Genomic DNA, 20216 nt, shown 5'->3' with positions numbered 1-20216 from the left:
AAACTAGGTATCAAAAGCGTTATATTAATATAACTGTATTCTCCTGCTTGCTCTTTTAGAACAAACAGGAGAAGAGATTAATTGGATTTTTGTTCTAATTTAATCAGATCTGCAGCAATATTTTCAGCTTCAGTTAGAATAAAATCAGGTGCTTGATAATCTTTTGGAAGATCATCAACATTTTTTAGTGGTTTTTTTCCTTCACGTTTAAAGCGAGCATTTAAGTCTTTTAAGTATTTCGCATCATTTTTATCATATTCTGCTTGACGTTCTGCTAAATTTAAGGAGAGATATTGACGATCACGCAATCTATCTCGCTCAGCAAGATTTTCGTTTAGAACGATAAATTCAGGATTTTTAGCCACTCTGGCTAAATGTTTTTGTTCTAAAGTTGGAATATGTTTGCGAACATTATTAGTCGCTTTATAATTTGCTTTTGGAATTTTATCCCAAGGTAAAGCATTATCTTCTTTGCTTTCACCATATTCGGTTTCATCAATGATTTCAGGGAATAAAATATCTGGTTTAACCCCTTTTAATTGCGTACTGCCACCATCAATTCGATAGAATTTTTGGATAGTGTACTGTAGAAACCCTAATGGCTGTTCGTTTAGGTAAAATTTACTTAATGGACGACTTTGTTGTACCGTACCTTTACCAAAACTATTTTGTCCAACAATAACTGCACGGTCATAATCCTGTAATGCCGCTGAAAAAATTTCTGAAGCTGAGGCACTAAAGCGGTTAATTAAAACCACAACGGGGCCAGTATAGACTTGTTTTGTATCAGGATCATAATGAGTACGGATACGATCATAGGCATCACGTACTTGTACTATTGGACCATCAGTAATAAATAAACCACTTAAGCCAATGGCTTCATTTAAAGATCCGCCGCCATCGTTACGTAAATCAATAACTAATCCTTGAACTTTTTTCTTTGCAGCTTCAGCTAATAGTTTACGAACATCATCGGTTAATCCATTATAAAAGCTTGGGATAGTTAATACGCCAATTTTTTGTTTGTTAATAGTATTAACTTTTAATTTAGCCGCACTATCTTCAATCCGAATTTTATCTCGAGTTAAGGTTATAATTCGTGTTTTTCCACCTTTGGCTGCTTCTAATTCTAAGCGAACTTTCGAGCCTTTTTTACCTTTGATTTTTTCAACAACATCATCAAGTCGCCAACCAACGACATCTTCAATTTCACCTTTTTCACCTTGTCCTACGCCGATAATTTTATCGCCAACCTGAATTTTTTTACTACGTTCAGCAGGTGCACCGGGAACTAGTGATTTAATCACGGTTTCATCATCTTCAGATTGTAAAGTAGCCCCTATTCCTTCTAATGATAAGTTCATACTTTCATTGAAATTTTTTGCTTTGCGTGGCGATAAATAGCTACTATGAGGGTCTAATTCACGTGTAAAAGCATTTAAATAGAGTTGAGTAACATCATCAGCTTTTGTTTGAGTTAGGCGTTTTAAGGCTAAATTATAACGTTTAATTAATTTTTTCTGAATTTCAGCCCAAGATTTGCCTTTTAAGCGTTGCGTAATAATGTCATTTTTAACTCTTTCTTGCCAAAGTTGGTTAGCTTCAGCAACCGTTTTTGGAAAAGGTTTTTTCGAACGATCGATTTCAATTTGATCATTACCAGTTAAATTCGGCTCTTTTTCTAATAATGATAAGGCATAAGTATAACGTTGGTAACGACGTTCTTGCATTAAGTTATACATATCAAAGGCAGCATCAAGTTTTCCTGCTTTGAGTTGATCATCAAAAGTATCAGCATATTTTTTTCTCATTTGATCAACATCAGATTGTAGAAAGGTATTGTGGCTGTAATCTAGAAAATCGAGGTAGCGATTAAAAATTTTGTGAGAGAGTTGATCATCTAGTGTAAAAGGTTGGTAGTAGGCAATGCTGAGTAGATTCGTTGTGCGTTTAGTTTCGGTGGCATTGTCTGCAGTAGGGGAGAGTGTTTTAATCTCGCTTAGTTTTACTGTCGGTGTGATAGCCCAACTTTGAAGGTTAATCGTTAAGGTCAATAAAGCAAGAATATAGTTTGATATTCGTTTTAATTTTATTTTTTTACCCATTGAGTATCCCCTAAATAAAGTTGCATAAAAAATTTATCTCTTTGATTTTAATATGATTAATTATATGGCAAAAATGCAGTCACAAAATTGCGGTTTTGGACTGCATACACTTTAAAGTACCATACTGAAATAAAGTGTTTTATTGATAAAGACGATCTGCGGTGATGTTGATTACTAATCCATTTTCTAATTCAACTCTTGCCCCATCTTTCAATACTTCTAAAACTGTTGCATTTTGTGTTCTATTGCCCGCTTTAATTTTAACTTTATGATGAGCTTGTAAGGTTGTTAGATTTACTGACGTTAAAGCAGGTTTTGCTGGTCTTCTTATTTTTTTCTTTTGCTCTTTGTGTTCTTTTACTTGGCGTTTGGCTTTCTTTTCAGCTAATTGAGCTTTGCGAGCAGCTTGGCGTTGTGCTACTACGGCTTTAGATTCGGCTAGACGTTGTGCGGCATGTTCTGCTTGTTGTTGATCTAATTCACCACAATCTTCGCCGATTAAATCTACACGCTTAGCACCTACTTGGCAGCTTGCAAGATATGCCCAAGATGAAGTGTACTGACGAATAGCTTGGCGTAGTTTAGTTTTACTCAGCTCTTCTTCATTGTCTAAAGAGGCGATAAGGTCTTGAAAAATACCAACTTTGAGTGGTTTAGGTTGAGTAACTGAAAAGCAAAGAGGAAATTTTTCGCATAGATAAGCAATAACTGCTTTATTATCAGGATATTTTACCTGCGTGTCCTGAGAGGTAGTTAGGTTTTGTTCTGTTGATGCTATCGTATTTGTTTCTACTGGCATTGATAATCCCCAAAGTTAGTACTTAAATAAGAATAATATCGTATTTGTATGAATAATAATAAAACGGGGATAGTCTAGCCTGATTCAATGCTTGATGACAAGGTTAAAATCTTGAAAGATTACAGCAGATTTCACCCGTTTAAGCTGATTTTTGCTTGTGTATTTTCTCTTGATTTATATACTTGTTCAACATTTTTATCATATTTATGCTTTAATTTGGATTAAATGCGTTAAATTTATCAATAATTCTAGTCATCTACGATGAAGTATATCCAGCAAATTAGACCATTTCCCAAAACGACTAAATTTCATTTACAGCGTTGTAATGCGTGTAATTTATTGGTTGAAGTACCACCACCATTGGCATTGCAAACTAGCATTTGTCCACGTTGTCAGAATTTATTACAAGCTCGGCTAGGCTGGAATTTAAAAAAATCTGCGATTCTTGCATTAACAATTTTATTATTAATGCCTTTTGCTTTTACTTTTCCTTTATTAAATATTGAATTACTAGGCGTTCCTATACAAGCTTCAATTTGGAATGGGATTTGGAAAATGGCAGTAATAGGGTATCCATATACCGCTTTTTTTGTTTTACTTTGTGCGATTGTTATGCCTGTTACTTTTGTTGGTTTAATTTTATGGTTACAGCTAAGCTATCGTTTTCAGCATCGCCCTAGACTGGTTTTATTGGCTTTATCTCAAATACAACCGTGGGTGATGTTAGATGTTTATTTAGTTGCACTTGGAATTGCGGCATTTAAAGTGCGTGAATATGCGGAGTTGTCTTTTACGCTTTATCTCATTCCATTTTTATTTGTAACTTTATTAACGGCTTTATTATTCACTCGAATTAATCTTCCTCGTTTATGGCAGTTATTTTATCCTGAGATTAAACCATTATCGGTTGCTGATCATTTTTATTTAGTGAAACAGCAAAAACAAGATATTAATCTATGTACCACCTGTGGTTTAACTTTTCTTACTTCCAATCACAACGCTATATGCCCTCGTTGTCATACATTTAATCTTGCTGAAGAATTAAGTTTACAGCGTGTTTGGAGTTGTTTAATTGCAGGGATTATTATGTTATTTCCAGCGAATTTTTTACCTATTTCTGAGATTTCTCTCAATGGTGTTGTCAGTGCTGATACTTTGATGTCAGGTGTTTTATCTTTTCTTGATTATGGTAACTATGTGATTGCAGCAATAGTCTTTATTGCGAGTATTTTTATTCCTATAGCCAAAATAGTGATTATGTTATACTTGCTTGCTTGTATCCATTTGCAGTTGAAACAACCGATTAAATTACAGCTTAAATTGTATAAGGTTGTTCATTTTGTTGGACGATGGTCGATGCTCGATCTTTTTGTTCTTTCACTGATGACAGCATTAGTTACTCGAGGGCAAATCATTAATTTTTCAGTTGGACCTGCTGCAGTGTATTTTGGCTTAGCAGTTATTTTAACTATGATTTCAGTTTCTCAATTTGATCCCCGTTTACTTTGGAAGTTTTATGACAATACCACAGAATCAAGAAAATAAGATTGAAAATCAAAATCCGACTATTGCTAAAGCAAAAATTTTGTATCGCAAACGTCTTTCTTCTTTTTGGGTGTTGCCTTTCATTGCCTTATGTATTGGGGCAATGTTGTTTTACCAATTACATCAAGAGCAAGGGAAAGAAATTACCATTTATTTTAATGATGGTGCAGGTTTAGTAGCAAATAAAACCCAAATTCGTTATCAGGGATTGCAAATTGGGATAGTCAAAAAAGTGAATTTTACTGCCGATCTAAAGTTAATTAGGGTTACTGCTAATATTTATCCTGAAGCGGTTTCATTATTACGTGAAGAAACTAAATTTTGGCTAGTACAACCTTCTGCATCATTGGCGGGTATTTCGGGGTTAGATGCTTTAGTGTCGGGAAATTATATTACTTTATCACCCGGCTCTGGTAGGGATGAAAATGAGTTTGTTGCGTTAAGTCAAGGTCCTATTGCTGAAGTTACCACTGGGGATCTTTCCTTAAAATTGATAACAGAAACCTTAGGTTCAGTCAGTTTAGGGGCTAAGGTTTATTATCGTAAAGTACCTGTAGGTCAAGTAACTAATTACCGTTTTACGGCGGATAAAAAAATTGAAATTAGTGTCGTCATTGATAAGCAATATTCTGATTTAGTAAGACGAGATAGCCATTTTTGGAATACAAGTGGCATACAAGCCAATATTAGTTTAAGTGGTGTAAAAGTGAACGTTGAGAGCCTTAATTCAGTTATTCAAGGTGCCATTGCTTTTGATTCACCAGATAATAGTCCGATAGTTGAAAATGAGCATGTTTTTACACTTTATCCATCAATTACAGCGGCACAACGAGGGATTAAGGTACCGATCATTTTACCTTCTGATGTGAGTGGATTAACAGTGGGGGAAACACCTGTTTACTACCAATCCTTACAAGTTGGGGTTTTATCAGCGTGGAAACAGAGTAATGAATTAGGTAGAGAGCATTTATCAGATACTCAACCTAATGCAGAGTTATCACTCGATCCAAGTGTACAATTTTTGCTCCGAGATGGTACAAAAATTATTTTGCAAGATCGTTCAGCTTCTTTTTCAATAACTGATTTAGAGCAATTATTGCAAGGAAAACATTTTGTTATTCAAGCTGGAGAAGGGAAACCACAACAGCAATTTAAGGTCATTAAACAGGCAGATTTGTTGTTACACCAAACGGGTACTTTAGTGGTAGAACTTCGTTCAACACAAGCTTATGGTATTGAAGTCGGGCAACCATTATTATTTAACGGGATTAATATTGGGAATGTTGTTGATCGACAGATTAAAGGAACAACGATCTATTACCAAGTCGCTATTGCCAAAGCTTATCGCCATTTAATTACTGCCAATACGAAGTTTGTTGCTGCATCAAATTTTAGTGTCAACTTAGGTGTAAATGGGATGGAGTTTAGTGCAACTTCGCCTAAAACTTGGTTGCAAGGTGGAATTAGCGTGATTAGCGGTGAACCAACTAGTGCAAAACCTTTAGCTTTTTATCCTTTATATAAGAATTTAGCTGATGCACAAGCTGGAATTGATAGCTATAATTTACAACCTACTATTGTGTTGCATAGTCAACAATTACCTAATATTCAAGTAGGTTCAGTGGTGTTATATCGCCAATATCAAGTTGGGCAGATTATAAAGATCACACCAAACAGTAAAGGTTTTGAAATAGGGGTCTTTTTACCACCACAATATCGACATCTCTTGACGACAAGAAGTCGTTTTTGGGTAGATAAAGCGGTTGATATTAATTTGTCTTTGCAAGGGGCTAAGGTAGAAGTATCACCACTACAAAGAGTATTGCAAGGTGCAATTAGTTTTGATCAATTAGGTGTAGCGACAACAAAGCAGATCGATACTTCGCTTTATTCTAACAAACAGTTTGCTCAAGCAGTCGGACAACAAATTTTTCTCACCACTCGTGATGCAACGAATTTACAGATCGGTATGCCATTGCGTTACTTAGGTATCAAAGTTGGGGAAGTGATGGCAATTAAACTAGATCCTCAAAAATCTCAGATAAAGATAGAAGCATTACTATTTGCAAATAACTTTAAGTTACTGGCAAGACAAGGTAGCCGTTTTCAGTTGGTTACTCCACAAATTTCATTAAGTGGCGTAAAAAATATTGAAAGTTTATTACAGCCTTATATCAATATTGAATTAGGGCAAGGAAATTTTAGCAATCATTTTAGTTTAGAGGGCGAGAGTGATACTCAGGCTGATTATAAAAATGGTTTTCCATTAATATTAGAAACTGCGAATGCGACTAATCTGAGTGTTGGTTCACCAATATTGTATCGAGGAGTAGAAGTAGGGGTAATCAATCATATTCGCTTAAATAGTGATGCAGATCGTGTATTGGTAGAGATTAGACTTGCAAAACAGTATCAACATTTAGTTCGCCAAAATAGTCAATTTTGGTTCGCTTCAGGTTATTCCGTTGACTTTGGGTGGCGAGGGTTAAATATTCAAACTGGCACAGCAAAACAGTTATTACAAGGTGGTATAGCGTTTGCAACGCCATCAGGAGAAGTGGTTCAGCCAGCTGCAAAACCGTACCAGCATTTTTTATTACAATTAAAAGCACCTGCTGGTAGTGAAAGTTGGGATCAAGGTAGTTATTCTGCAACATCGACGGTTAAACCAGAGAAAAAAGAGTAGTCATCTTATGCAGGAAAAATTACAGAGGGAGAAATGGCGGAAACCTTTCCAGCTTTTTCTCGGCACACCAACGTTTAACTTGGGCTGCTTTCTTCCGAACCTGACCCGGTGAGCTAAAGCTAGTTGCGAGGAACCGAAAAGGTTTCCATTGAATGAATATTTTTAAAATTAAATAACGCTGTGCATTATCCTGTATCTGCTAACAGATTGCAAGGCGTAATATTTTTAATTGATTTATTTAGATATTTTTTATCCATCATCAGGATTGAATAACAGATGAATACCGCTTTACGATCATTATTAGCAACATTTACTCTATAATGGAGGAAGACTTACCATCTAATTTCTTGTCAGAATCCCCCATAAGGGCTAAAATCCGCACCTATTTTTTATATTTATCCATTTTCACTTTTACATCATAGCAATCTGCTATGCCTGACTTGTGATCAGAAAGAGGAAATAATGCAACAAACTAATTTATACTCCACATTTAAACCTGAACTGCTTTCACCCGCAGGATCATTAAAAAATATGCGTTATGCTTTTGCTTATGGTGCAGATGCCGTGTATGCAGGGCAACCCCGTTATAGTTTACGAGTACGGAATAATGAATTTAATCATGCCAATTTAAAAATTGGTATTGATGAAGCACACGCTTTAGGTAAGAAGTTTTATGTTGTGGTAAATATTGCACCGCATAATACTAAGTTAAAAACCTTTATTAAAGATCTTACGCCTATTATTGAAATGCAGCCAGATGCTTTGATTATGTCTGATCCCGGCTTGATTATGTTAGTGAGAGAGCATTTTCCTGATATGCCAGTGCATTTATCTGTTCAAGCGAATGCAGTTAATTGGGCAAGTGTTAAGTTTTGGCATAGTATGGGGCTAACACGAGTGATTTTATCTCGAGAATTATCGCTAGAGGAAATTGCTGAAATTCACCGTCAAGTACCTGAAATCGAATTAGAGGTTTTTGTACACGGAGCATTATGTATGGCGTATTCGGGGCGTTGTTTGTTATCGGGGTATATTAATAAACGTGATCCTAATCAAGGTACTTGTACTAATGCTTGTCGTTGGCAATATCAAGTTGAAGAAGCTCAACAAGACAATGTGGGTAATATTATTGGTGCGAATGAAGTGATCGAAGTAAAAAATGTTGCACCAACTTTAGGTGAGGGAGCCACGACAGATAAACTTTATTTATTGAGTGAAACACAACGTCCAGAAGAAAAAATGCAAGCATTTGAAGATGAACACGGCACTTATATTATGAATTCTAAAGATTTACGTGCAGTTCAACATGTCGAAACATTGACTAAAATTGGGGTGCATTCATTAAAGATTGAAGGACGAACCAAGTCGTTTTACTATTGTGCAAGAACCGCACAGGTATATCGCAAAGCGATTGATGATGCGGTTGCTGGTAAGCCTTTTGATCAAAGTTTAATGACAACCTTAGAATCGTTAGCCCATCGAGGTTATACTGAAGGTTTTTTACGTCGTCATACTCACGATGAATATCAGAATTATGATTATGGGTATTCTGTTTCTGATCGTCAGCAATTTGTCGGTGAATTTACGGGAAAACAGCGTGAAGATGGTATGGCAGAAGTGGCAGTCAAGAATAAGTTTTTACTAGGGGATAGTGTTGAAGTAATGACTCCACAAGGGAATTTTACTTTCACTTTAGAAAAAATGGAAAACCGTAAAGGGGAAGCGGTTGATACTGCCCCCGGAGATGGGCATTTTGTTTGGATAGCTTTACCAGCAGGTTTAGATCTAAATTATGCATTACTTTTACGGAATTTGGCGACTGAAACCAATACTCGCCAAGCGTATTAGGAATTTAGCGTTAATTGTTAATAAAAAAGGTGCTATTTTTGATCTGCCCCCCAAAAGTTGGATTAAACAACCAACTGATGAAGGTGCAGATTTTTTATGACTAAATATACTCAATGTTTCAAACAACAAGTGCTCGACATTTATCTTCAACATGGAAAAAATCGTTCGCTTATTCGCCGGTATTTTCAACTTTCCCCAACAACGTTAAATCGTTGGATTGCTAAATTTAATCATAATAGAATCAATGGATTAGCTGTGTTAGGTAAAAAGTAATGTTATTCTGTTGAGTTTAAATTAAAGGTCATTCAAGCGATAAAAAAAGACAGTGTTCCGCCGAAGCAGTGTGCTTTCACTTTGATATCCCTAATTCAGGGATAATTAGCCAATGGTTGCAAACTTTCGAAAAACAAGGTATAGATGGTTTATTACCCAAACCTAAAGGTCGTCCGAGAATGAAACCAACCTATCATCGCTCTACGTTCGAATGAGGGATTTTTACAGGGTGGTTCGCACGGGTTTAGGCACGCATACGCACAACAGCGCTACACAGAATTAACTGGAGGAATGCAACCGCCGAATCAATCAGGATTATCTCGTTCAAAAATGAATGACATTCAGAAAATTCTTGATTTACAGGCGAGGGAGCAGATTTCACAAGAGTTGGGACACAATAGAATTGATGTGGTTGCTAAATATATTGGATAAAAATTAAATATTGAGTAGAAAAGGAATTAAATATTAATGATGACTTTGTCTAGTAACTATAAAGATATTATTAAACAATCTCTTTTTATATCTTCTAGCAGATTGATTCTGTTATTAATACCTGCGATCTGTCTTTCTGTAATAAGTTCAAAAAGTTTATCTGCTGTTGGTGACTATACCTTAGCTAATCAGTATATTCAGATATTAGTAATAATTTTAATTTCTATTAATATAGGATCCAATATAATTATATCAAGAAATTTAGAATCATATGACACCACAAATAAGATTGTATCTTATTTATTTATATTCTCTTTAATTTTGACATTGTTTTTTTTTGCAATATCTTATTTTTTATTTAAAAAAAAAGTTTTTTACATTACAAATATTTTTTTAATTGGTATACCTTTTGTTTCAATTAATTTGGTTTTATCCTCCATTTTAGAAGCATATAAAAAAACTAAATTATCTTTGTACATTTCTATTTTATCTCTTTTTTTAACATTAATTCTATGTTTGTTTATAAGTTTTTTTGATATATCTGATTATGGTTTATATATTGCAGCTGTAATTAGTTTTGTTAGGATCTTTCAGTGTTTTATTAGTATTTTTTTTATTAAAAAATATTTCAAAATTAAATTATTTTTTAGTTATAAAAGGGAAGATTTCTTTTTGATAAAAGAAATGTTTTCATTTGGAATTTCTGAGCTTTTAACTTCCATTTTATTTACTTTCTCAATTTTTGCTTCTTTTTATTATTTATCTTATTTGAACATGGATGTCAATTACTTGGGTGTAAGTTTTACTTATAAGAATTTAATTTCTATCTTATTTCTTGGATTTTGTATATCCTACTCTATATTTTTTTCAAAAAATGCAAATATTCTTATTTGTAGAGAGAGTCTTATTGTACTAATTTGTTTTTATTTATTTGTATATATTTTATTGTATTTTTCAACCGATTTAATATCCTACCTTTTTAATAAAAAAAATTTTTTAGACATATCCAAATACCTTCATTTATCACAATTAATTGTTTTGTTTGACTCAGTAGGTCTTTTTCTTGTATTTCACTTGCGCATTAATAATATAAAAATAATACCTCCTCTTTTAAGGTTAGCCTTTGTATTTATAGGTACTCCATTAGGCATTTATTTATCAATGAAAAATAATGATGCTTATCATTACCTTATTGGTATTATGTTTGGTAATATTATTTTTACGGTAATGATATATTTTTATTACTTTTATTTGATATCAGTCAAAAAATCCAAACTAAACCTAATTGACAATCAAAATTTTTACAAATAGTCTGGTCGAGAACCTATTTAGGTTCAACATTTTCTATGTTATTTGTTTTAAAAAGGAGAATTTTATGTCTCAAGTTAAAAAGCAAGTTAAAAAAGTAACTTTAGGTACCGTTGTTTGTACTACTAGTGCTTCATATAAATAACTCTTTAAAAAGGCAATAGATATTCTATTGCCTTTTTATTAATAGTTAATACTTAGGGGAACAATATGTTAGTCGAAACAGAAGATAGTTTATATGAGTTTTTTATTAAAACGTTGCAGATCGAGGTTACTGGAGTATGTAATCTTAAATGTAAACACTGTAGAGCATACTATGATCCAACTGATCACATTAATTTAGATCTAATAAAAAAACTATTTTGTTTTATTGATCATAATGAAAAAGTTAATGTAACTATTTCTGGTGGAGAGCCATTTTTACACCCTAAAATTATTGATATTTTAAAGTTTGTATCCAGTCAAAATATAGGAATATTAGTAATTACAACTAATGGCTATCACATAAAAGATCGTGTAATTGATGAAATACTAGATTTTAATTATAAAAATATAGTATTCCAAATAAGTTTGGACAGTTGTAATGAAGATACTCATAACAAATTTAGAGGAAATAAAAATAGTTTTAAAAACTCTTTAGAATCAATTAAGAAACTAACCAATAAAGGATTTTTTGTTTCTACAAGAACAACATTAATTCCTGATACTATTATGGAAAAAGAAAGAATAATTGATTTAGTAACATCTTATGGAGCTAAAAGAGTTTCCTTTGGAACGGTTGTGCCATCTGGTAATGCTGCATCTTGCGCAAAAAATATATTCGTCACTAGCGCTCATAAAAAGAAACATTTTGATGAATTTTTTAGATTAAAAGAAAAATATGTAGGTATTGAAATAGAAACTGAAGATCCATTGAAAGTAATTCATGAAAAATCATCCTGGAAAAATATTGATAATGACTTTATAAATAATGTTGATTGTTACATAGGTGGGTGTGATGCAGGAATTGGACAATTGAATATATATTCTAATGGAGATATAACTCCTTGCGCTTTATTCAATAAGAAAATTTTGAATCTAAATGAACATTCAATTGAAGAAGCAAGAAAAATATATTGTGAATCTGATGTTATTAGATCGCTAATTTTAAGAGATTTTTCGAATAGTTGCAAAAATTGTTCTTTATTTAAAAGTTGTGGAGGTGGATGTAGAGCAATTCCTTATGGAATTAATGGAGATTATAAAGGGTTTGACCATACGTGTTATAAAAGTATTATACCGCTCAGCGTAATTTAGTTTTATTAAATAGATTGGGTGAGTTGTTATAAGATAAGTAATCTTCTGACATATTGTACCATCGATAAAGTATTGATCGTAATGCCAAGAATTTCACAAACATCATTAGTACCTAACTAAAGTAGGTAATAATTTCATTTAAAATTTAAACCTCTACTAATTCACAATTTACATGTTAATTAATCTGATCTACTAAATCTAACTGTTTCTCTCTGTACTCAATTACCTTTTTAACATCATCACGAGCAAATGTATCCCCTAAAATTGTGTAGTAATTTACTAGTTTAGTTAGATGTTCCAAGCGGTAATTTTGTAACTCAATTTTATTGTCCGGGTAAAATTTTTTAATAATCCTAATACACTCTCTAGCCCATTTTCCTTCTGCATCAGAGCCCTTTAAAACTTGCGGACGATTAGGTAGTTTAATATCTGTTTGATTAATTATCTGTATTTGTTTTTTGTCTTTATAGTAAAATATAAACCAGTAATTTTGAGCCTGCGTTTTATTGGTTCATAGGTAACTTGAAGATTTGATTTTTAGTTAATTTCATTAAGTGCTGGAGTCAAAAGTTGATAAGAATGCAGAAATTTTGCAGCAAATAGACACGATTTATCACAAAAATGACAAAAATTATGGTTATCGTCGAATTACCTTGGTGTTAAGAAAATAAGTGGGACAAATTGCCGATAATCTGTTGAAACAGAGTTTTACAACAACAACGCTGAACGAGAAGTGGGTAACGGATATCACGGAGTTTAAATGCACAGAGGGCAAATTCTATTTGTCGGCGATTAAAGACTTGTTTAATAACGAAATTATCGCTTACGATGTGGCGAGAAGTCCGAGTTTTGAGCAGATAATCAGAATGATGACGCAGGCGATAAAAGGCTTAGATGAGGCAAAACCGATACTGCATTCCGATCAAGGATGGCAGTATTAAATGATTGGCTATCAAGAGATATTGAAAACACACGGTATTAAGCAAAGTATGTCGAGAAAAGGTAATTGCCTTGATAATGGGACGATAGAAAGCTTTTTCGGACGATTGAAGACAGAATGTTACTTTGGCAAGCGGTTTGAGAGGTTTGAACAGCTTGAAAAAGTGATTCACGAGTACATTCACTACTACAATAATGAGCGTATTCAAGTGAAGCTAAAAGGACTAAGCCCTGTGGAATACAGAACTCAGTCCTTGAATTAAAATGTAGTCTAACTTTTTTGGGAGCAGATCATTTTAGCACCTTTTTTGTCAGTATTTTAATTTATAGCTGGTTGAGTTCTAAGACATCGGTCATATCATATAAACCAGTTGATTTGTTTTTTAACCATTTTGCTGCACGCACTGCACCTTTAGCAAAGGTCATACGACTAGAGGCTTTATGGCTAATTTCAACACGTTCCCCTTCATCGGCAAACCATACGGTATGTTCGCCGACAACATCACCTGCTCGAATTGTAGCAAAACCGATTTGATCTGCTTTTCTTTCACCAGTAATCCCTTCTCTGGCAAATACACCTTGCGTTTTTAGATCCCGTCCTAGTGTTTTAGCGATATGTTCGCCCATAGAAAGTGCTGTACCAGATGGTGCATCTACTTTGTGGCGGTGGTGGGCTTCAATGATCTCAATATCACAATAATCTCCCATCACTTTGGCAGCTTTTTCTAGGAGTTTAAAAACAAGATTCACGCCAACACTATAATTAGAAGCAAATACAACTCCAATTTTTTCTGCAGCTTGTTGAATCGCTTCTTTGCCAGTTTGATCAAAACCTGTCGTACCTATCACCATTTTCTTTTGGTGGGTAACACAAAAAGTAAGATGTGATAGCGTTCCTTCAGGTCGAGTAAAATCAATTAACAGATCGAATTGATCTTTTGCTTGTTCGAGATCTGCAGTAACTTTGACACCTAATTGACCAATACCCGCTAATTCCCCTGCATCACTGCCGATTAAACTAGAACCACTGCGTTCAAAAGCAGCCCCTAAAATAACCCCATCTGTTTGAGCAACGGCTGTGATTAATTGTCTTCCCATTCTGCCACCAGCCCCAGCAATTGCAATTCTTATAGTCATAATAACTCCTTAATAAGTTAGATAAGATGTATGTGTACGCTAATCTCTTCTCGATCATGATAGAGATGTTTTGCTTGTAATTTATAATTAATTTGTTGTTTTTTTAGAGTATTCTCAATTAATTCTAAACATTGTTTTACTTCGTTATAACGTTTTTTCATAGGTAATTTAAGGTTAAAAATCATTTCATTACACCAGCCGTTGATTAACCATTTTAACATTAAGCGAGTGATTCGGCTTGGCTGTTCTACCATATCACAGACTAACCAATCAATTTTCCGTCTTTTTGACGGTTGGAATTTAAACCCATCTTCCATACAGTGTTCAATCCGCCCAGTTTCGTGTAAAGAGGTTGCCATTTTGCCATGATCAACCGCATAGACAAACATACCTCGTTTTACTAATTGATATGTCCAACCGCCGGGACAAGCTCCTAAATCAACTGCATATTTTTCTTCATTCATTCGTTGCTTTTGTTCTATCGGTGAAAGAAATAAGTTGATGGCTTCTTCTAGTTTTAGGGTGGATCGACTAGGTGCATTAGGGGGGAATTTTAGGCGTGGAATCCCCATAAAATGAGGGGCATGTCGTTGGTTATAAGAGTAGCCAAGATAACAATAGCCAGAACGGATAAAAAATAAATGTAAGGTAATGGCTTGTTTTGACTTATTGTTTTCATTTAATAAGTGGTTTTGTTGGAGATGTTGACGTAATGGAACGGTAAATTTACGACAAAAAGTGAGTAAAGATTTTGCTTCATTGGTATCAGGTGTTTCAACCCATACTTGGTTGCAAGGTAATGATGGTAAATACGGTTTTGCTTGTTGTAATTTTTCTAATAGTGGTGATATACGATCTTGTATAGGTAATTCACCAATTAAATCGGAAACAACCAAGATTTGTCGTGCAAAAATTAATTGATTACAGGCTAGCTGGCAGGCTAAATAATCAGCTTGTTGAGCTTGATAACATTCAAAAATTACATAACCACTGTTTTCTTCTACTCGAGCAAAACCAAAAACACCAAGATTGGTGGCTTTTTCAGTGATTTCTGCCGCCGTTTCTTTTTCAAAACCACTACGACAATAGAGCGCTAATTTATTCCACATTTTAATTTAATCATATATTAATCAATAAAACAGGCATAATAACAGGCTTTTATACTTAGGGCTATGTTTGAATTATTCAGGATAAATGCCGTTTTGTTTTGATTGTATTAAAAATCCAGTCACGAAATGCAATCAGAGTAGGATCATTTTTGCGATTTTGTCGATAGACTAAATAGAAGGCTTTAGGATCTTTAATTTCTAGATGTAATACTTCGACTAAATTACCATTATCAATTTCTTGATCGGCTAAAATTTGATTGGCGAGAATAACACCTTGTTTATGGATAGCCGCTTGTAATGCCATAAAAGTATGACTGAATAAAGGACTGTGTTGCAGATCTTTTTCAACCTCAAGATAAGCTAATACTTGTCGCCAATTATCTCGGCTATGAACATGCAATAAAGTATGTTGAGCCAGATCTTTTGGTTGTAAAATAGGTTTTTCTGCCAGTAATTTTGGTGAAGCGAGAATAAGTAGGCGATCTTCGGATAAACGTTCTGCTTTTAAGCCTCGCCAATTTCCTTTGCCGTAGTAAATTGCGATATCAGTGTCCTCACTTAACCCTTCTTCATCGTTAGCTAGTCCATTAATTTTGACATTAATTTCAGGATAAAGTTGATTAAATTCACTTAACCGAGGGACTAACCATTGTGTACCAAAGGTTTGAGGAAGATTAATTGAGAGTGTCTTTTGTTGGTTTAATTGTTTTAGATTATCTGTAACGATAGCTAATTTTTGTAACAGATTTTGTACATCAAAAAAGTAGTTTTTACCTAATTCAGTCAGCTCAATTGTACGGTTTTTACGTGAAAATAATGGAAAACCAAAAAAATCTTCTAATGTTTTAATTTGATGACTTACTGCAGCTTGAGTAACAAAAAGTTCTTCGGCTGCTTTTGTAAAACTTAAATGCCGTGCTGCAGATTCAAAAGCTTTTAGAGCATTAAGGGAAGGCAAACGTTTAATCATAAATTTTATAACCTTAATATTTCATTACAAAAAATATTTCAATTTGCAATATATTAGTTTTTCTTATGTATAGAATAAAAAAAACTGGCTTGAGTGGCAAGAGTTCTTTACATAGAATAGCGCACGTACTTAATAGTTAGTTATTCCTTACAAGTTAAGAGTTTCGGATTTTTAAGTATGATGTTGTGTTTGCATGTTAGTCCGTTTTTTCGGACTTTGGAGTAACTTAGGTTATTTAGGTTACTCATTTCACTTCCTGTATTTTTCATTTTGTAACCTTTTGGTTCCTATGCCACCTTTTAGGTGGCATTTTTTTTAGCTCATCAAGTTAAAGATCTTCAATTCCATTATAGTTTGCTTAGATTAATAGTTTTCAAGTTAAACAGAATGGTGTAGATTGAGTTTATCTTTTTGGTTTATTAAGTGTTAAGTAATAAGGAATAAGGAATAAATATGCAAGATCTTGATTGGCAAAATTTAGGTTTTAATTATATTAAAACTGACTTTCGTTATATTGCCCATTGGAAAGAAGGGAAGTGGAGTGAAGGAAAATTAGTTGCAGATAATACGCTAACTATTAGTGAAGGAGCAGCTGCTTTACATTATGGGCAACAATGTTTTGAAGGTTTGAAAGCGTATCGCTGTCAAGATGGCTCAATTAATCTCTTTCGCCCAGATCAAAATGCAAAACGGCTACAACAAAGTTGTGATCGTTTGCTTATACCACAGGTGCCAGAGCAAATGTTTATTGAGGCGTGTATTCAAGTAGTGAAAGCTAATCAAAATTGGGTTGCACCTTATGGTACAGGGGCGACGTTATATTTACGTCCTTTTGTAATTGGAGTGGGGGATAACTTAGGATTACGTCCTGCTCCAGAATATATTTTTTGTGTTTTTTGTTGTCCTGTTGGCGCCTATTTTAAAGGTGGATTAAAACCAACTAACTTTATTGTTTCTGAATATGATCGTGCTGCACCACAAGGTACAGGAGCTGTAAAAGTGGGAGGGAATTATGCGGCAAGTTTCCTACCGGGAATGAAAGCAAAAGAACGTCAATTTAGCGATTGTATTTATTTAGATCCTAAAACGCACACTAAAATTGAAGAAGTTGGTGCGGCGAATTTCTTTGGTATAACACCACAAGGTGAGTTTATTACGCCATTATCGCCGTCAATTTTACCAAGTATCACTAAATATTCTTTACTTGAATTAGCCGAAAAACGTTTGGGCTTAAAGGCGATTGAAGGTGATGTCTATATTAATCAGTTAGATAAATTTAGTGAAGCGGGTGCCTGTGGTACTGCAGCGGTAATTAGTCCAATTGGTGGTATTCAATATGGGGATAATTTCCATGTTTTCTATTCAGAAACTGAAGTAGGCCCGATTACTCAGTGTTTGTATCAAGAATTAACTGGGATACAATTTGGTGATATTGAAGCACCAGAAGGTTGGATTATCAATTTATCTGAGTGATACTAATTAAAATCTCTGTTTTGTAGAAACGTAGCTAATTAGCTACGTTTTTTTGTTAATGAATAGCTAGTTTTTGATATGACTATTTGATTTTGAGGGTTTTTATATTCCAGTATTCGCATTCTTGGGTGAGATTGACTAAGATAAGCAACATTTTATGAATTGAGTAGAAGTAGAGAATGAAACTGAATAAACAACAACAACAAGCAATAAATTATGTCGAGGGTGCTTGCCTAGTATTAGCTGGTGCAGGGTCGGGGAAAACTCGAGTGATTATCAATAAAATTGCACATTTGATTGCAAATTGTGGCTATCAGCCTAAACAAATTGCTGCAGTCACCTTTACGAATAAAGCGGCTAGAGAAATGAAAGAACGAGTCGCCCAATCTATTGGAAAAACAGAAAGTAAGGGATTAACAGTTTGTACTTTTCACACTTTAGGTTTTGATATTATTAAACGTGAATATCAAGCATTAGGCTTAAAATCCAATATGACGTTATTTGATGAATATGATCAACGTGCGTTGTTAGCAGAATTAACAGAGCCTTATTTACACAAAGATAAAGATTTGATTAATCAATTAATGAATTATATTTCTAATTGTAAGAATGATTTGATTATTCCTGAACAAGCGATTAAACAGGCAAACAAACAATTAGAGGTTCTCTTTTCTCAATGTTACCAGCAATATCAAAAACAGATGCGAGCTTATAATGCACTAGATTTTGATGACTTGATTATGTTGCCAACACAGTTGTTTCAACAAAATATTGAAGTAAAACAACGGTGGCAGGCAAAAATTCGTTATTTATTAGTTGATGAATATCAGGATACCAATACCAGTCAATATGAATTAATTAAGTTATTGGTAGGAGAACGTGCTTGTTTCACAGTGGTAGGCGATGATGATCAGTCGATCTATTCGTGGCGAGGGGCAAAACCTGAAAATATAATGCGTTTACGCAATGATTTTCCTGCTTTAAGGGTGATTAAATTAGAACAAAATTACCGTTCCACCCAGCGTATTTTACACGCAGCAAATATTTTAATTGAAAATAATGACCATATTTTTGAGAAAAAATTATTTTCACAACTACAAGTTGGTGAGAAGTTAAACGTTATTGAAGCTAAAAATGAAGAACATGAAGCTGAAAAAGTCGTTGGCGAATTGATTGTCCACCGATTTTTAGCCAAAACCCGTTATAAAGATTATGCAATTTTATATCGGGGAAACCACCAATCTCGATTATTAGAAAAGATTTTAGTGCAAAATCGTATCCCGTATAAGATTTCAGGTGGAACATCATTTTTCGCAAAAGCAGAAATTAAAGATATGATGGCATATCTACGTTTATTGGTGAATCAAGATGATGATGCTGCATTTTTGCGGATTGTAAATACCCCTAGACGTGAGATTGGTACTGCTACCTTAAAAAAATTAGGGCAATTAGCGTTAGAAAAACATTGTTCGTTATTTGCAGCAATTTTTGAATTTGATTTAATTCAATTAGTTACCCCTCGAGCTTATACTGCTTTACAGGAATTTGGGCGGTGGATTGTAGAGTTATCAGATCAAGCAAAACGTAGTGATCCTAAACAGGTTTTACAACAAATGTTAGCCAAAATTGGATATGAAGCGTATTTGTATGAACAGGCAGCCTCACCGAAAATGGCAGAAATGCAAAGTAAAAATGTGGCTACACTGTTTAGCTGGGTTGAAACGATGTTACAGGGAGATGATTTTAATTTACCAATGAATTTAACGCAGGTTGTTTCTTGTTTAACTTTACGAGATATGTTAGAACGAGGAGAGGATGATCAAGATACCGATGAAGTACAGTTAATGACATTACACGCTTCAAAAGGCTTAGAATTTCCTTATGTTTTTTTAATAGGTATGGAAGAAGGTATTTTACCTCATCAAACGAGCATTGAAGAAGATAATGTTGAAGAAGAACGGCGTTTAGCCTATGTCGGGATTACTCGAGCACAGCAACAGCTGACTTTTTCATTATGTAAGGAACGTCGTCAACAAGGAGAATTAATTCGTCCAGAACCAAGCCGTTTTTTATTTGAGTTGCCTCAAGATGATTTAATTTGGGACAGAGATAAACCACAATTAACTGAACAGCAGAAAGCTGAGAAAACAGCTTCTAGAATTGCAGATTTAAGAGCGTTATTAAAAAGGTAATATTTTATTGAAATAAAGTAGAAAGAAAGTATTCTTTTTTCTTTATTTAAAAATGTAAAAAATTGTTTAAGGCAACATCAAATAGATCGCAATCTGTGCAATCA

General features: G+C 34.0%; 13 protein-coding genes, 1 other RNA gene and 2 pseudogenes. 10 read left to right on the top strand and 6 right to left on the bottom strand.

Features of this window, described 5'->3' with window-relative positions:
• Positions 1–77: 77 nt before the first annotated feature.
• Together prc and proQ are read right to left on the bottom strand one after the other, a co-directional pair.
• Positions 78–2105: a carboxy terminal-processing peptidase gene (prc, locus tag CEP47_RS05835; protein WP_261920517.1), complete on the bottom strand. Its 2028-nt coding sequence runs from the start codon at positions 2103–2105 to the stop codon at positions 78–80.
• 139 nt (positions 2106–2244) lie between these two features.
• The gene (proQ, locus tag CEP47_RS05830) at positions 2245–2904 is read right to left on the bottom strand and encodes an RNA chaperone ProQ (protein WP_261920518.1); all 660 of its coding nucleotides are present in this window, start codon (positions 2902–2904) and stop codon (positions 2245–2247) included.
• Positions 2905–3165: 261 nt separating this feature from the next.
• Between proQ and CEP47_RS05825 the strand changes: the two genes are divergently transcribed.
• Entirely contained in the window at positions 3166–4449 is a 1284-nt protein-coding gene (locus CEP47_RS05825) for a paraquat-inducible protein A (RefSeq protein ID WP_261920519.1), read from the top strand.
• Entirely contained in the window at positions 4427–7135 is a 2709-nt protein-coding gene (locus CEP47_RS05820; RefSeq protein ID WP_373463136.1) for an MlaD family protein, read from the top strand. Before CEP47_RS05825 ends, CEP47_RS05820 begins: the two co-directional genes overlap by 23 nt.
• A gap of 42 nt (positions 7136–7177) precedes the next feature.
• Here the strand turns inward: CEP47_RS05820 and ffs are convergent.
• Positions 7178–7275: signal recognition particle sRNA small type (ffs, locus tag CEP47_RS05815), an RNA gene on the bottom strand.
• Positions 7276–7597: 322 nt separating this feature from the next.
• Between ffs and trhP the strand changes: the two genes are divergently transcribed.
• The 6 genes and pseudogenes from trhP to CEP47_RS05785 form a co-directional block, all read left to right on the top strand.
• Positions 7598–8983, top strand: a complete 1386-nt coding sequence (gene trhP, locus CEP47_RS05810; RefSeq protein ID WP_261920521.1) for a prephenate-dependent tRNA uridine(34) hydroxylase TrhP — start codon at positions 7598–7600, stop codon at positions 8981–8983.
• A gap of 96 nt (positions 8984–9079) precedes the next feature.
• Positions 9080–9450: pseudogene (locus CEP47_RS05805) on the top strand (helix-turn-helix domain-containing protein); the annotation flags it as partial.
• Between the two features lie 97 nt (positions 9451–9547).
• The gene (locus CEP47_RS05800) at positions 9548–9688 is read left to right on the top strand and encodes a hypothetical protein (RefSeq protein ID WP_261920522.1); all 141 of its coding nucleotides are present in this window, start codon (positions 9548–9550) and stop codon (positions 9686–9688) included.
• Positions 9689–9724: 36 nt separating this feature from the next.
• Positions 9725–10999 carry an MATE family efflux transporter gene (locus tag CEP47_RS05795; RefSeq protein WP_261920523.1) on the top strand — a complete coding sequence of 425 codons (1275 nt, stop codon included), beginning with the start codon at positions 9725–9727 and terminating at the stop codon, positions 10997–10999.
• 207 nt (positions 11000–11206) lie between these two features.
• Positions 11207–12292 carry a radical SAM/SPASM domain-containing protein gene (locus CEP47_RS05790; protein ID WP_261920524.1) on the top strand — a complete coding sequence of 362 codons (1086 nt, stop codon included), beginning with the start codon at positions 11207–11209 and terminating at the stop codon, positions 12290–12292.
• 557 nt (positions 12293–12849) lie between these two features.
• Positions 12850–13494 (top strand): annotated as a pseudogene (locus CEP47_RS05785) (IS3 family transposase); the annotation flags it as partial.
• Between the two features lie 61 nt (positions 13495–13555).
• On the opposite strand, the gene dapB reads toward CEP47_RS05785, so the two are convergent.
• The 3 genes from dapB to CEP47_RS05770 form a co-directional block, all read right to left on the bottom strand.
• Positions 13556–14368: a 4-hydroxy-tetrahydrodipicolinate reductase gene (gene dapB, locus CEP47_RS05780; protein ID WP_261920525.1), complete on the bottom strand. Its 813-nt coding sequence runs from the start codon at positions 14366–14368 to the stop codon at positions 13556–13558.
• Between the two features lie 17 nt (positions 14369–14385).
• Positions 14386–15477, bottom strand: a complete 1092-nt coding sequence (gene rlmM, locus CEP47_RS05775) for a 23S rRNA (cytidine(2498)-2'-O)-methyltransferase RlmM (RefSeq protein ID WP_261920526.1) — start codon at positions 15475–15477, stop codon at positions 14386–14388.
• A gap of 76 nt (positions 15478–15553) precedes the next feature.
• Entirely contained in the window at positions 15554–16447 is an 894-nt protein-coding gene (locus tag CEP47_RS05770) for a transcriptional regulator GcvA (RefSeq protein WP_261920527.1), read from the bottom strand.
• 453 nt (positions 16448–16900) lie between these two features.
• On the opposite strand from CEP47_RS05770, the gene CEP47_RS05765 reads away from it, so the two are divergent.
• Positions 16901–17920, top strand: a complete 1020-nt coding sequence (locus tag CEP47_RS05765) for a branched-chain amino acid aminotransferase (RefSeq protein ID WP_261920528.1) — start codon at positions 16901–16903, stop codon at positions 17918–17920.
• A gap of 179 nt (positions 17921–18099) precedes the next feature.
• Complete coding sequence (gene rep / locus CEP47_RS05760) at positions 18100–20112, top strand: DNA helicase Rep (protein WP_261920529.1); 2013 nt, start codon at positions 18100–18102, stop codon at positions 20110–20112.
• Positions 20113–20216 lie beyond the last annotated feature (104 nt).

This window comes from Mergibacter septicus (genome assembly GCF_003265225.1).
Lineage (GTDB): Bacteria > Pseudomonadota > Gammaproteobacteria > Enterobacterales > Pasteurellaceae > Mergibacter > Mergibacter septicus.
The sequence above is the reverse complement of the archived record's forward strand: the minus strand, read 5'-3'. Positions and strand labels throughout refer to the sequence as shown.

Excerpts from the sequence above, each read along its gene's own strand:
- prc (WP_261920517.1), bottom strand. The coding sequence starts at position 2,105 with ATGGGTAAAAAAATAAAATTAAAACGAATATCAAACTATATTCTTGCT.
- proQ (WP_261920518.1), bottom strand. The coding sequence starts at position 2,904 with ATGCCAGTAGAAACAAATACGATAGCATCAACAGAACAAAACCTAACT.
- CEP47_RS05825 (WP_261920519.1), top strand. The coding sequence starts at position 3,166 with ATGAAGTATATCCAGCAAATTAGACCATTTCCCAAAACGACTAAATTT.
- trhP (WP_261920521.1), top strand. The coding sequence starts at position 7,598 with ATGCAACAAACTAATTTATACTCCACATTTAAACCTGAACTGCTTTCA.
- CEP47_RS05800 (WP_261920522.1), top strand. The coding sequence starts at position 9,548 with ATGCAACCGCCGAATCAATCAGGATTATCTCGTTCAAAAATGAATGAC.
- CEP47_RS05795 (WP_261920523.1), top strand. The coding sequence starts at position 9,725 with ATGATGACTTTGTCTAGTAACTATAAAGATATTATTAAACAATCTCTT.
- CEP47_RS05790 (WP_261920524.1), top strand. The coding sequence starts at position 11,207 with ATGTTAGTCGAAACAGAAGATAGTTTATATGAGTTTTTTATTAAAACG.
- dapB (WP_261920525.1), bottom strand. The coding sequence starts at position 14,368 with ATGACTATAAGAATTGCAATTGCTGGGGCTGGTGGCAGAATGGGAAGA.
- rlmM (WP_261920526.1), bottom strand. The coding sequence starts at position 15,477 with ATGTGGAATAAATTAGCGCTCTATTGTCGTAGTGGTTTTGAAAAAGAA.
- CEP47_RS05770 (WP_261920527.1), bottom strand. The coding sequence starts at position 16,447 with ATGATTAAACGTTTGCCTTCCCTTAATGCTCTAAAAGCTTTTGAATCT.
- CEP47_RS05765 (WP_261920528.1), top strand. The coding sequence starts at position 16,901 with ATGCAAGATCTTGATTGGCAAAATTTAGGTTTTAATTATATTAAAACT.
- rep (WP_261920529.1), top strand. The coding sequence starts at position 18,100 with ATGAAACTGAATAAACAACAACAACAAGCAATAAATTATGTCGAGGGT.